Source organism: Rhizobium sp. NFR07 (genome assembly GCF_900111905.1).
Taxonomy (GTDB): Bacteria; Pseudomonadota; Alphaproteobacteria; order Rhizobiales; family Rhizobiaceae; genus Neorhizobium.
The window spans coordinates 38,871-51,844 of record NZ_FOKM01000007.1 but is presented as its reverse complement, the minus strand read 5'-3'; the positions used below and the strand labels follow the sequence as shown (position 1 = coordinate 51,844).

At 61.5% G+C, this 12,974-nt stretch carries 16 protein-coding genes; 10 read left to right on the top strand and 6 right to left on the bottom strand.

What is annotated here, in order from left to right:
* Window positions 1-443: 443 nt before the first annotated feature.
* Both BM216_RS15870 and BM216_RS15865 read right to left on the bottom strand, forming a co-directional pair.
* On the bottom strand, window positions 444-1,058 hold the full coding sequence (locus tag BM216_RS15870) for a PilZ domain-containing protein (protein ID WP_093000183.1): 615 nt from the start codon (window positions 1,056-1,058) through the stop codon (window positions 444-446).
* A gap of 97 nt (window positions 1,059-1,155) precedes the next feature.
* Window positions 1,156-1,749, bottom strand: coding sequence for a PAS domain-containing protein (locus BM216_RS15865; protein ID WP_093000182.1), 594 nt, complete (start codon window positions 1,747-1,749; stop codon window positions 1,156-1,158).
* Between the two features lie 228 nt (window positions 1,750-1,977).
* Here BM216_RS15865 and BM216_RS15860 point away from each other — a divergent pair, with 228 nt between their 5' ends.
* Window positions 1,978-2,703 (top strand): rhomboid family intramembrane serine protease, encoded by a 726-nt coding sequence (locus BM216_RS15860; protein WP_244530217.1) that lies wholly within the window; start codon window positions 1,978-1,980, stop codon window positions 2,701-2,703.
* 117 nt (window positions 2,704-2,820) lie between these two features.
* A complete protein-coding gene (locus tag BM216_RS15855) occupies window positions 2,821-3,255 on the top strand; it encodes a CBS domain-containing protein (RefSeq protein WP_093000181.1) in 435 nt (144 codons plus the stop codon).
* Window positions 3,256-3,302: 47 nt separating this feature from the next.
* On the opposite strand, the gene BM216_RS15850 is transcribed toward BM216_RS15855, so the two are convergent.
* The 3 genes from BM216_RS15850 to folE all read right to left on the bottom strand — a co-directional run bounded on the left by BM216_RS15850 (window position 3,303) and on the right by folE (window position 5,471).
* The gene (locus BM216_RS15850) at window positions 3,303-4,262 is read right to left on the bottom strand and encodes a patatin-like phospholipase family protein (RefSeq protein ID WP_093000180.1); all 960 of its coding nucleotides are present in this window, start codon (window positions 4,260-4,262) and stop codon (window positions 3,303-3,305) included.
* A gap of 120 nt (window positions 4,263-4,382) precedes the next feature.
* On the bottom strand, window positions 4,383-4,847 hold the full coding sequence (gene hisI / locus BM216_RS15845; RefSeq protein ID WP_093000179.1) for a phosphoribosyl-AMP cyclohydrolase: 465 nt from the start codon (window positions 4,845-4,847) through the stop codon (window positions 4,383-4,385).
* A 9-nt stretch (window positions 4,848-4,856) separates the two neighbouring features.
* Window positions 4,857-5,471 carry a GTP cyclohydrolase I FolE gene (gene folE / locus BM216_RS15840; RefSeq protein ID WP_093000178.1) on the bottom strand — a complete coding sequence of 205 codons (615 nt, stop codon included), beginning with the start codon at window positions 5,469-5,471 and terminating at the stop codon, window positions 4,857-4,859.
* Window positions 5,472-5,769: 298 nt separating this feature from the next.
* Between folE and BM216_RS15835 the strand changes: the two genes are divergently transcribed.
* On the top strand, window positions 5,770-6,219 hold the full coding sequence (locus BM216_RS15835; protein ID WP_093000177.1) for an iron-sulfur cluster assembly scaffold protein: 450 nt from the start codon (window positions 5,770-5,772) through the stop codon (window positions 6,217-6,219).
* A gap of 3 nt (window positions 6,220-6,222) precedes the next feature.
* Window positions 6,223-6,594 (top strand): membrane protein insertion efficiency factor YidD, encoded by a 372-nt coding sequence (gene yidD, locus BM216_RS15830; RefSeq protein WP_093000176.1) that lies wholly within the window; start codon window positions 6,223-6,225, stop codon window positions 6,592-6,594.
* 2 nt (window positions 6,595-6,596) lie between these two features.
* Here the strand turns inward: yidD and BM216_RS15825 are convergent, their stop codons facing one another.
* Window positions 6,597-7,115, bottom strand: coding sequence for a DUF6428 family protein (locus tag BM216_RS15825; protein WP_093000175.1), 519 nt, complete (start codon window positions 7,113-7,115; stop codon window positions 6,597-6,599).
* A 42-nt stretch (window positions 7,116-7,157) separates the two neighbouring features.
* Between BM216_RS15825 and BM216_RS15820 the strand changes: the two genes are divergently transcribed.
* The 6 genes from BM216_RS15820 (at window position 7,158) to BM216_RS15795 (ending at window position 12,974) form a co-directional block, all read left to right on the top strand.
* Window positions 7,158-7,511: an ArsR/SmtB family transcription factor gene (locus BM216_RS15820; protein ID WP_093000174.1), complete on the top strand. Its 354-nt coding sequence runs from the start codon at window positions 7,158-7,160 to the stop codon at window positions 7,509-7,511.
* Entirely contained in the window at window positions 7,508-8,218 is a 711-nt protein-coding gene (locus tag BM216_RS15815) for an aquaporin (RefSeq protein WP_093000173.1), read from the top strand. The genes BM216_RS15820 and BM216_RS15815 overlap by 4 nt, the downstream gene beginning before the upstream one ends.
* Window positions 8,215-8,643, top strand: a complete 429-nt coding sequence (gene arsC / locus BM216_RS15810; RefSeq protein ID WP_093000172.1) for an arsenate reductase (glutaredoxin) — start codon at window positions 8,215-8,217, stop codon at window positions 8,641-8,643. The genes BM216_RS15815 and arsC overlap by 4 nt, the downstream gene beginning before the upstream one ends.
* Entirely contained in the window at window positions 8,618-9,823 is a 1,206-nt protein-coding gene (gene arsK, locus BM216_RS15805) for an arsenite efflux MFS transporter ArsK (RefSeq protein ID WP_093000171.1), read from the top strand. The genes arsC and arsK overlap by 26 nt, the downstream gene beginning before the upstream one ends.
* A 130-nt stretch (window positions 9,824-9,953) precedes the next feature.
* Window positions 9,954-11,978 carry a threonine--tRNA ligase gene (gene thrS / locus BM216_RS15800; protein WP_093000170.1) on the top strand — a complete coding sequence of 675 codons (2,025 nt, stop codon included), beginning with the start codon at window positions 9,954-9,956 and terminating at the stop codon, window positions 11,976-11,978.
* A gap of 111 nt (window positions 11,979-12,089) precedes the next feature.
* Entirely contained in the window at window positions 12,090-12,974 is an 885-nt protein-coding gene (locus BM216_RS15795; RefSeq protein ID WP_093000169.1) for a lysophospholipid acyltransferase family protein, read from the top strand.

Here is a 12,974-nt window from a genome sequence, read left to right as displayed (position 1 = left end):
ATAGCGTCATAAAATCAATCGCTTATTGTAATCGAACTTGAGACAAATTCGCATAAAACACGCGGCATATTTGATTCAAATGCCGATCAAATTCGCGATAAATTTGATTCAAATGCTAATCAAATTCGATCCGTCGGACCGCAAGCCATTGGGAATCCGGCATTCTCGGGTGACGTTGAGACGGCCGAAGACGAGGCCGGAGGCATGTCAGGTGGGCGCGGGAACGGCGGAAGGGTCGGAGCCCTGCGGGAAATCGAGCCGCCAAGGGACCTGAATTGCGCGGAAAACGCGCTCAAAAAAAATCCCGAAAAGGCACATTTTTTTCGAAAGGGTCCGATTTTCGGACAACCAGATACGAAAACGCCTCTTCCGGTGTGCCGCAAACGGACAGAGGAAGAGGCGTTTAATCGTTAAAGCCGGATATTAAGGCGCAGCCTGGCTGCTCAGAGGAAGGCCGTAAGCGCTTCGCGGGACTGGACCGAGTTGAACTCGATCGCCACGCCTTCCATGAAGTGGCGGACGACGCGGCCGCGCATGTTGCCGAGCCTGACCGGCATACCGAGTGCTGGGCGCACTTCGAGGTCGACCGCAGCGCCGGACAGCGAAAGGTCCATGATGCGGCAAGCGTAGCGCGTGCCGTCCTCGAGTTCCAGCTCGGAGAGGGTGTCGCGCGGCGTCAGGCGGTCGTGACGGCGATCTTCCGGCAGGCCGAGTTCGTGCTTGTTGGCAATCCAGGTCAGCTGGGCCGCCAGCTTCTCACGCTTGCGCTCGGTCGCGTTGACCGACATGACGAAACCATCGTCCGAAAGGCTGATGACATTGCCTTCGAGGCGGCCGAGATGATCGAGATAGGCGATGACGCGTTCGTTGACGCGCGGACGGCCAACGCAGGTAAACCTGACGTCACCCGGCGACATATCGATGGCAGAGCAGGCGTATTCCTCGTGGCTTGCCAGCATCAGGCGCCCCTCGACATTGACCGTGACTCGCTGAAACGATCGCTGCTGGGCAGCGATCGGCTGGCTCGGTTGTGTCTGGGCCGGCTGAAATGAATACATTTAGCAATCTGCTCTGGGTCTGACCTTCAACTATAGAGATATCATTGGCCAGTTAACAGATGGTTTTCCGGGCACGCCCGAATGCAGCGTCCATCCGTTACCGGCCGGCCTGCGCGAACGGGCTGTTGGCGATCAATCTCTGAAGCAGCGAGACGGGAGATTCGGACACTGGCTCGCCGTGACGCAGGCGAGGCAGCGCACCGCCGGCCTCGACAAAGGCCCAATTTTCGAGGGAGAGCGTTTCGACGGGCACGAGACGCGGCGTTGCCACCGGCACGCGCGGTATCAGCGCACCGAGGACCCGGTCGCTCACGTGACCGACGGTGCGCAACGGCATCAGGAGCAGGTCGTAGGGGCGATCCTCACCATCCGGTGACAGTCTGACTTCCAGAAGTGCGGCCCGTTCGTAGAGCAGCACGTTGTCGATGATTTCCTTCGGGCGCGGTCCAGCATCTTCTCCCCATATCGTCTGATAATCGACACCGCGGAGCTCGCGGTCGAACAGTTCGCAGATCCGCGTGCCGGCCAGAGCGAAGGACAGGGTGGCGGGCGCGGACCCTGCCACGATGAACAGGTTTGGCAGGAAATGGCGCAGGGCCGACGGATCGAGATCCGAGCGCAGCGGGGCAGGCGCCAAGCCTCTCAAGCCGTTCCAATAGTTAAGGATTTCTTCTGTTGCTCTCGTCCGCATTCAGTCTGTCCTGTTCAATTATGATCCAGATCGCCCCTTATGACCCCTTGGATATATTAGGATTAGCGAAAATCGTGCCAGTTGCGGCGGACAGGCTGAAGTCAGCTCATGAAATGGTGAATGCGACGCATGGTCAGGCCTTCCCGGCGTGCATTGCCGTTGCCGGATTGCTGTTGTATGGCTTGGGCACAGGCGCAGAAAGGAATGGCCATGGACGATAGGCCCGACATGGCTCCCGACGATGCTTTCGAAGAGAAGGAGAGGCGTCCTTCACCGCCTGCCTTCAACCTGCCTGGCATCCTTTTGGCGAGCCTTGCGCTGCTCGTCGGCCTTTATGTCGTGCAGGAATATGTCCTGACCGGCGACCAGCGCCTGGCCTTCATAGTCGAACTCGCCTTCACCCCGATCCGCTACGCCTATCCGCTGGCTGACCAGAGTTATGAATGGCTGTGGACGCCGGTGACCTATTCGCTGTTGCATGGCGGGGTCGAGCACATCGCCTTCAACGGCCTGTGGCTTGCCGCTTTCGGCGCGCCTGTCGTGCGGCGGATCGGCACCGTCCGTTACCTTCTGTTCTGGGTGTTCTCGGCCGCCGCATCGGCGTTCTTCCATGCCGCCGTCCATTGGGGCGAGGAGACGCTGCTGATCGGCGCCTCGGGCGTTGTCTCTGCGCTGATGGGCGCGGCCTGCCGTTTCGCCTTTCCATCGGGCGGCGGATACGACCGCAATTTCGGCCATCTCCATCCGCGCCTGTCGATCGCCCGGGCGCTTTCCAACCGCACCGTCCTGATGTTCACGGGGATGTGGCTGGCCGGTAACGTGCTGATTGCCGTCGGCCTGCCGCTGATCGGCAGCGATGTGGGCGAGATTGCCTGGGACGCCCATATCGGCGGCTTCCTGTTCGGCTTCCTGCTGTTTTCGCTCTTCGATCCGATCCGCTACCGGGAGCTGTGATCTCTTCCGCTTGATCTCAAAATCGGGCCGCTCTACAATCTGAGCTATACGAAAAGTGCCCCGGGAGAGAGTTTTCAGGAGGGCCCGCGGGTACGTTGATCAGGCAGGGAGGAAGCCATGTCGACTACCGTAAGAATGATGCTCGAAGCGAAGGGCCGCGACGTGGTGACCGTCGAGCCCGAAATCACGCTGCTCGAAGTCGCAGGCATCCTCAACGACAGGAAGATCGGCGCCGTCGTGGTTGCCGGAATGGAAGGCCGCATTGCCGGCATTTTCACGGAACGTGACCTGGTCCGCACCATCGCGACCAAGGGCGTCGAGGCGCTCGACCAGCCCGTGAAGGCGATGATGACGACGAACGTCCAGCGCTGTCGCGAGGAGCAGACGGTCGACGAGGTCATGGGCATGATGACATCCGGCCGCTTCCGTCACGTACCTGTTGAAGCTCAGAGCCGGCTTGCGGGCATCATTTCGATCGGTGACGTGGTGAAGGCGCGCATGCGCGAGGTCGAGATCGAGGCCGAACAGATGAAGGCCTATATCGCCGGCTGACGCCCGGCCGCTCTCCAAGAAAGAAGATGGTGACGCCCGCGAAGAACTCAGCGGGCGAACACTTCCTGCATGCGCTTGAGCGCCGAGATCTGCGCCATGGTTTCCTCATAGCCGCGCTCGATCGCCTCGCCGGCGCGATGGAATTCGGACAGGCCGATATCGCTCAGGCGCGGATGCAGCGCCAGATCCGGCGGATCGCCGGCAAGCCGCGCGCGCGAGATACGTTCCTGGATGATGTTGAAGGCCTGCACCATGGTGCCGGTGACGCTGACGCGTACTTCATCCGATTTCTCGCGGATGGCCTCGTCGACCGTCTGGAAGCTCGCATTGTGCTTGATCACGGCGGAGCGGCCGAAGATGTCGTAGTTGAGGTTGACTGCGACGACGAGCGGCTGCTCGTAGGCGCGGCAGACGGACGTCGGCACCGGATTGACCAGCGCGCCATCCATCAGCGTGCGATTGTTGCATTTGACCGGCTCGAAAATGCCGGGCAGGGCATAGGAAGCCCTCAGGCCCGTGATCAGCGAGCCGCTGGAGATCCACACTTCATGGCCGGTCAGCAGCTCGGTCGCCACCGCGACGAACGGACGGTCGAGATCCTCGATCGACAGGCCTTCGAGATGTTCCTGCATGCGCTTGGTCAGCCGCATGCCGCCGAGCAGGCCGCCGCCGCCGATGGTGAGATCGAGCAAAGCCGCGATGCGGCGCATGGTGAGCGAGCGGGCGAAAGATTCGAGTTCGTCCAGCTTGCCGGCCAGATAACATCCTCCGACAAGCGCACCGATCGAGGTGCCGGCAATCATGCCGACTTCGATGCCGGCCTCATCCAGCGCGCGGAGCACGCCTATATGCGCCCAGCCGCGAGCAGCGCCGCCACCAAGAGCGAGGGAAAGCTTGGCCTTGCGGGGAGGGGTCGCGACCGTCGGGACTGGCGGTTCGGACCGCGCAAGGTCGACATCCTGCGAAGCAGCCTGTCGTGCCTGACGGTTCCAGTTCCAGTTCAGCATCGCTCCATCACCTCCACGGCCAATTTCGACGGCTTGACGACCCGCGATCCGCTATTAACGCACCGCGTGGTTGCGAAATCGTTTACTCAGGCTGGGAGCGGATCAGAACGAGACGAATGCCTAGTTCGTTTCCTTGCTGGAATAGACGGCTTCAGGATCAAAATGACGCGCATCATCCTCGATTTCAAGGATGATCCCACCGTCAACTTTTCTTACCGAGCGATAGAAACAGGAGCGGCGGCCGGTATGGCAGGCCGCGTCATGCCCGGCCATGGAGATCTTCAGCCAGACGACGTCCTGATCACAATCCGTGCGGATCTCATGGACGGTCTGGAGATTGCCGGATGTCTCGCCCTTCTTCCAAAGCGATGCCCGGGAGCGGCTGTAATAATGCGCAATGCCGGTCTCGACCGTCAGGCGCAAAGCCTCGGCATTCATATGGGCGACCATCAGCAGTTCGCCATCACGAATATCGGTCACGACGGCGGTCACCAGACCGTTGGAATCGAAACGGGGCGTGAAATCGCCGGCGCCCTCGAGTTCGGCCTTATTGGCCGAAGGCGCCGGGAAATGATTGTCGCACATGCCTGGTTTCTACCGGTTGCGGGCGAGGGTGAAAAAGCGTGCCTGCTCGGCGGCGTTCGTCTTGAACTCGCCGGTGAAGGTAGTGGTCAACGTATGCGAACCCTGCTTTTCGACACCGCGCATTTCCATGCACATGTGTTCGGCCTCGATCAGCACGGCAACGCCGCGCGGCTTCAGGGTTTCCTCGATCGCCTTGGCGATCTGGGCCGTCAGGTTTTCCTGGGTCTGCAGGCGACGGCCGAAGATCTCGACGACGCGGGCGATCTTCGACAGGCCGAGGACGCGGCCGCTCGGCAGATAGGCGACGGTCGCCTTGCCGATGATCGGCAGCATGTGATGCTCACAATGGGAGAAGAACGGAATATCCCGGACGAGAACCATGTCGTCATAACCTGAGACTTCCTCGAAGGTGCGTCCGAGAACTTCTTCCGCCGACAATTCATAACCGCTGAACAGTTCGCGATAGGCCTTGGCGACGCGCTTCGGCGTGTCCAGCAGGCCTTCGCGAGCCGGATCATCGCCCGCCCAGCGCAGGAGAACACGAACGGCTTCCTCGGCTTCCTGCTGGCTGGGCCGCGCAGATGCCGGGCTCGAGGCCGGAAAATTCTTCACAATTGCATCCATCTGTTGTCTCCTGATGCGGTTCAAGGCCGCATCCGACCTACACTCGGCAAATACGTCTCAGCGTAAAATGCCGAACAAAGTTTGTCTTCTCGGGCGTTATCTGATCTCTGAGATGCCTTTTGACAAGGCATTCTCTTCTTAACAAGGATCGAATTTAGCAAAAACCCGAGTTCTTGATCGCCAACGCGCGCCATCACATATAAAACCAACGGAACCCCGTCGATAGGTCATGTTACGTTACGATCCGTTCAATGGATCACGATGATTGCGGGGAATGTGATCAGGGCAGGCGAAGGCAATGGACGATATCTACAACACGAAGATCCTCGAATTCGCCGGCAACATCACCCATGCCGGGGTGCTCGGCGATGCCGACGCGACCTCGGAAAAGCATTCGAAACTCTGCGGGTCGAAGGTGAAGGTCTATCTCAAGATGGACGGCGACCGCGTCTCCGACTTCTCCCACGAGGTGCGTGCCTGCGCGCTTGGCCAGGCCTCGTCCTCGATCATGGCACGCCATGTGATCGGCGCGACCGCAGACGAACTTCGCCAGGCGCGGCTCGATATGCTGGCCATGTTGAAGGAAGGCGGAGAGGGGCCGGACGGCCGTTTCGAGGAGATGCGCTATCTGAAGCCGGTCAAGGACTACAAGGCCCGCCACCCTTCCACCATGCTGACCTTCGACGCCGTGGTCGACGCCATCGATCAGATCGAGGCCGGCGCGACGGCCAAGGCCGTCAACGGCTGAACCATGTGCGGCTCTCCGGATTGCGACCATAAACCCGGCATCGTTCGGCCAGGACGTTCCCGCAACTGGCAAGGGCCATTTGTCAGGACGCCGGGGCGTTTGCTCGGCATGGGTTTTATCCGTCTCTACCAACTGACCCTCTCAGGCTTCATCGGCAATTCCTGCCGCCATATTCCGACCTGTTCCGAATATGGCTATGAGGCGATCGCCCGCCACGGCTTCTGGCCGGGCGGCTGGATGACGCTGTTTCGCGTCGCCCGCTGCGGCCCGGGCGGCACCGGCGGGCTCGATCCGGTGCCTGATGCTCTTGCGGCAAGACAGCACTGGTGGACGCCCTGGCGCTATTGGACGAGCCGCGGACGCGCTGGCAAATAGCGTCAGCAGCAGGCTTGTTTTGCCGCCGGCGCCGAGCAACACCCTGCGGCCTTTGCCGCTGATTGCTGTTCGAGCCAGCGATCCCGTGGCTTGCAGCTGGCAGCGAGCGGATGCAGAGTCACATTGAAGATGCCATCGGCCGGAGATGGAGTCTCCGCGCGATAAAGCTGCATGGGCATTATCCCGTCGCTCACCTCGAATGTCAGCCGGGCGGGCTCGTCCAGCCGGACATGGTCGGAGACCTTGCGGATGATCGAGCAGAATTTCCCCGCCTGCATGTGGCTGCGGTCACCCTCGTCGATGTCCCACAGCTGAACGAATATCTCCGTCCATGCTTCCGGGTTTGCACCGCAGTCGAGTCCTGAGAATTTGCCCACTTTGACCTCGGTCACATGATAGCCCGGTTTCACCGGCTTGCCGTCATAGTGGAAAACGAGCGGCAATCCCGCTTCCGCCCCGAGTACCTCGACAAATTGATCCAGATCGACATCCCCGGCGAGCTGCTTGTCAAAAGCCGTCATCCGCGCTACTCCTTATTTCAACATTTCAAGGATTGTAGAAATATGGATGAGCGTCAAGCCCTGGTATCCTTTTCCGCGCTCTCCCAGGAGACGCGGCTCAACATCGTCCGGATGCTGGTGGTTGCCGGCCCAGAAGGGCTTGCGGCGGGCGCGATCGCAGAAAGGGCAGGTGTCTCGGCGTCAAACATTTCCTTTCATCTGAAGGAACTCGAGCGTTCCGGCCTCATCGGCCAGCAACGGGAATCCCGCTCGATCGTTTATTCCGCAAACTACGATGCACTGGCTTCGCTCGTCCGCTTCCTTCTGGAGGATTGTTGCGCCGGTCACCCCGAAGTCCGCGGGCCCGCCATCGAGCAGGCGATATGCTGCCCTCCCGGCACGGAGCGGCCTCAATGAGCGCGAATGTGAGCTTCCCGCTTTCAAGGCAGCTTGCAGCGGAAGCTTTGGGCACTTCGCTGCTGGTTGCAGCCGTTATCGGCTCCGGGATCATGGCGGACCGACTTACCGACGACACCGCGGTGACGCTGGCGGGAAACACATTGGCGACAGGCGCGATCCTGTTCGTCCTCATCACCATATTTGGACCGGTCTCCGGCGCGCATTTCAATCCGGTCGTGTCGCTGATTCTTGCAATCCGCGGCGAACTTCGCTGGGCCCGAGCCGCCGGCTATGGCGCGGCGCAAATTGTCGGCGGCCTCGCAGGAACGGCGCTCGCTCATGCGATGTTCGAGCTTCCGTTACTGCAGATATCCACCACCGTCCGCACCGGGCCAGGGCAGTGGCTGGCGGAGGCTGTCGCCGCGTTCGGACTGGTATTCGTCATCCTGATCGGTGCCCGAGCCCGGCCACAAGTCATCGCGGGATTGGTGAGTCTTTATATAGTCTCGGCCTACTGGTTCACCGCCTCGACATCCTTTGCCAATCCGGCGGTCGCGGTCGCGCGCGCCTTCACCGATACGTTCGCCGGTATCAGGCCACACGACCTGTCCGGCTTCATCCTGGCGGAAATACTCGGGGCTCTGCTTGCGTCCGTATTCGCCACATGGCTGCTTGCCGATATCCGGCCGTCAAATTCTCCAACCCAAGCGGAACAAACCCCATGACAATGGACGCCACCATCTACCACAACCCGCAATGCGGCACGTCGCGTAACACGCTCGCGATGATCCGCAATGCCGGCATCGAGCCGACCGTGATCGAATATCTGAAGACACCGCCGAGCCGCGAGCAACTGATAACGATGATCGCCGATGCGGGCCTGACCGTACGGCAGGCCATCCGCGAGAAGGGCACGCCCTATGCGGAAATCGGCCTCGACAATCCCGCTCTCACCGACGATGAGCTGCTCGATGCGATGCTGGCGCATCCGATCCTGATCAACCGTCCCTTCGTGGTGACATCGCTCGGCACGCGGCTGGCGCGTCCGTCGGAACTTGTGCTCGACATCCTGCCGGACACCCGTAAGGGCGCATTCGCCAAGGAAGACGGCGAGCAGGTTCTCGATGCAGAGGGCAAGCGCATTGTCTGATCGATTGCCGATCGCCCCCATCGTGGCGCTCGGCGCCACCCAGATCATCGGCTACGGCACGCTCTATTACAGTTTCAGCATTCTTGCGGGCGACGTGGCGGCGCATTTCTCCTGGCCCGTCGAATGGATCTTTGGCGCGCTTTCGGCAGCACTGCTGATCGGTGGGCTGACGGCGCCGTGGCTCGGCGTGATGTTCGACCGGATCGGGGCAGGGCCGGTTATGACGATCGGCTCGGCGATCGCGGCCACAGCACTCGCCGCCTGCGCGCTTTCGCCGAATGCCATCATCTACACAGTCTCGCTGACGGTGCTGCAGATCGCCGCCAACCTCGTACAATATGGCGCGGCCTTCGCGCTGCTCGTCCAGCTCAAGCCTCAAGTCGCGGCCCGCAGCATCACCTACCTGACGCTGATCGCCGGTTTCGCTTCGACCATATTCTGGCCGATCACCGCCTGGCTGCATGCCCATCTGTCATGGCAGAGCATCTATCTCGTCTTCGCCGCGATGAACCTCATCATCTGCCTGCCGCTCCATGCGTGGCTGGCCCAGGGCGCCCGCAAGGGGCGTGTCGCCAGCCATGCCGCCACGCCGGAGGTCGAGCCATCCCTGCCTGAAGGGCGCCGCCGTCTCGGCTTCATCCTGATGGTCGCCGGGTTTTCGCTGATCGCGGTCTGCTGCTCGGCGGTGCTCGTCCACATGGTGCCGCTGCTGACAGGGCTCGGGCTCGGAAGCTCGGCAGCACTTGTCGGCGCGCTGTTCGGTCCGGCGCAGGTGGCGAGCCGGGTGATCAACATGGTTGCGGGAAAGAACTTTCCGGCGCTCGGGCTCGCCATGCTGTCCGCGCTCCTGATCGCCGTCGGCATTCTCGTGCTTCCGCTCACCGCGCCATCGGCCATCGGCGCCATGGCTTTCGCCATCCTGTTCGGCATGGGTAACGGCCTGCTCAGCATCGCCACCGGCAACCTGCCGCTGCAGCTTTTCGGCAGCCGCGGCTATGGGAAACTGCAGGGAAAGATGATGTCGGCACGGCTGGTTCTGTCGGCCGTCGCGCCCTTCGTCTTCGCCGTCTCGATGACCGGGATCGGCGTCGCGCCATCGCTCGTCGTGATCACGGTTCTCGGCGCCATCGCGGCGGTGAGCTTCCTCGTCATTGGGCGGCTTGCCCGCACGGCGAAATAGCGTTCTCCAGCTTTACTAAACCCAAGAAACCCAGTATCACGCGGCCGTTCGTTGCCGGCCGCTCGTTACCCCTTGGCCGGCCCTATTTGACCACCCGCATTCGTTGGCGGGACTGGACAGGAGATAAGACATGTCCCAGGCTGTTTCCCTTACATTTCCCGATGGCTCCGTCCGCGCGTTCGACGCCGGCACGACGGGTCTTGCCGTCGCCGAATCCATTTCCAAGTCGCTGGCCAAGAAGGCCGTGGCCATCGCGCTCGACGGCGAAGTGCGCGATCTCTCCGATCCCGTCACCGATGGTAAGATCGAGATCGTCACCCGCACCGATCCGCGCGCGCTCGAACTGATCCGTCACGACGCCGCCCATGTCATGGCCGAGGCCGTGCAGGACCTGTGGCCCGGCACGCAGGTGACGATCGGCCCGGTCATCGAAAACGGCTTCTATTACGACTTCAAGCGCGTCCATCCGGACAGCAGAGAAGACTGGCCCTTCACGCCCGAAGATCTGCCGAAGATCGAAAAGAAGATGAAGGAGATCATCCAGAAGAACGCCGCCTTCACCAAGGAAATCTGGTCTCGCGAAAAGGCCAAGGACGTGTTCGCCGACAAGGGCGAGGCCTACAAGGTCGAGCTGGTCGACATGATCCCGGAGGGCCAGGAGCTGAAGATCTACAACCAGGGCGGCTGGTTCGACCTCTGCCGTGGTCCGCATATGGCCTCGACGGGCCAGATCGGCACGGCCTTCAAGCTGATGAAGGTCGCCGGCGCATACTGGCGTGGCGATTCGACGAAGCCGATGCTGACGCGCATCTACGGCACGGCCTGGGCGACCCAGGAAGAGCTCGACCAGTACCTGCACGTTCTGGCCGAGGCCGAAAAGCGCGACCACCGCAAGCTCGGCCGCGAGATGGATCTCTTCCATTTCCAGGAAGAAGGTCCGGGCGTGGTGTTCTGGCACGGCAAGGGCTGGCGCATGTTCCAGACTCTGACGGCTTACATGCGTCGTCGTCTGGCCGGCACCTATGAAGAGGTCAACGCACCGCAGGTGCTCGACGCCTCGCTGTGGGAGACGTCCGGTCACTGGGGCTGGTACCAGGAAAACATGTTCGCGGTGAAATCCGCCTATGCCTTCACCCATCCGAAGGACGAGGAAGCGGACAACCGCGTCTTCGCGCTGAAGCCGATGAACTGCCCGGGTCACGTGCAGATCTTCAAGCATGGTTTGAAGTCCTACCGCGAACTGCCGATCCGCCTTGCCGAATTCGGTCTCGTGCATCGCTATGAAGCATCCGGCGCGCTGCACGGCCTGATGCGCGTGCGCGGCTTCACGCAGGACGACGCGCACGTCTTCTGCACCGACGAGCAGCTGGCGATGGAATGCCTGCGTATCAACGAGCTGATCCTCTCCGTCTACGAGGATTTCGGCTTCCAGGAAGTCGTCGTCAAACTGTCCACGCGTCCTGAAAAGCGCGTCGGTACCGACGATCTCTGGGATCGCGCCGAAAACGTCATGATGGAAGTGCTGAAGACGATCGAGGAACAGTCGGGCGGCCGCATCAAGACCGGCATTCTGCCGGGCGAGGGCGCGTTCTATGGTCCGAAGTTCGAATACACGCTGAAGGACGCGATCGGCCGTGAATGGCAGTGCGGCACGACGCAGGTCGACTTCAACCTGCCGGAACGGTTCGGCGCCTTCTATATCGACCAGAACTCGGAAAAGACGCAGCCGGTGATGATCCACCGCGCCATCTGCGGCTCGATGGAGCGTTTCCTCGGCATCCTGATCGAGAATTTTGCAGGCCACATGCCGCTGTGGTTCGCACCGACCCAGGTCGTTGTCGCAACGATCACCTCGGATGCGGACGATTACGGCCGCGAGGTCGCCGAGCAGCTGCGCGAGGCAGGCCTGCAGGTGGAGACCGACTTCCGCAACGAGAAGATCAACTACAAGGTCCGCGAGCATTCGGTCGCCAAGGTGCCGGTGATCATCGTCTGCGGCAGGCAGGAAGCCGAACAGCGTTCGGTCAACATCCGCCGCCTCGGATCCCAGGCGCAGACGGCGATATCGCTCGACGAGGCGCTTGCTTCGCTGGTCGACGAAGCGACGCCGCCGGACGTCAAGCGTCGCAAGGCGGCCCGCATCGCAGCGGCCTGAGCCTTAAAAATGCCGACAGCGCCCGTCATTCACGGGCGCTGTCAGAATTCTGTCACCGATCCGAAATATTCTATCCCCCTCATCAATGGCGGATATTCCGCGGAGACTGATTTGCGCTTCAAGGAACTTTCCTACGCCAATGAGCGGGATCCCAAGCTGAAACGCTGGTTCATCCGTTCCATCGAAGGCCTTTCGGGCCGTGACCGCTACGCCCGCCTCTACGATATCTGGCGCAGCGATATCGTCGGCAAAACCGATCGCGTGTTCGGCAAGATGCTCGACCTGATCGATGTCGAGCTCGATGTGCAGGGCGCCTGGCTTCCGCCGATGGAGGAGGGGCGTCCTCTGGTCATCGTCGCCAACCATCCCTTCGGCATCGGCGATGGCATCGCGGTTCTGGCCATGGCCGAGCAGCTGGGCCGGCCATTCCGCGTTCTGATCAACGACGAATTGCTCAAGGTGCCGGAAATGGCGCCTTACTCGCTGCCCGTCTCCTTCGAGGAAACTAAGGAGGCGCTGGCGATCAACATGAAGACCCGCCACGAGGCGCTGCGTCTTCTGCAGGAAGGCGTGACGATCATCATCTTTCCGGCCGGCGGTGTCGCCACGGCGAAGAAGGGTTTTGGCGCGGCACAGGACCTGCCGTGGAAGATCTTTCCGGCCAAGCTCGTGCAATCGGCCAAGGCCGATGTCGTGCCGGTCTATTTCGAGGGCCAGAACGGACCGCTCTTCCACATCGCCAGCCGCCTGTCGCTGACGCTGCGCCTGTCGCTGCTGATCCGCGAGTTCAAGCGGCTGTCGGGCTCGACCATCCGGGCGCGGGCCGGCGCAATGATGCGCTGGGAAGAACTGTCGGCCATCAAGGACCGCAAGGACCTGCTGACCGTGCTGCATGAAGCGGTCTTTTCGATGCGTCCGGTCAAGCGCTCGAAGCTCGCCGAGTTCCAGGAGCGGCGGCAGGCCGCGAAAGAGGCTCTGCGCAGAGAGGCAGCCTGA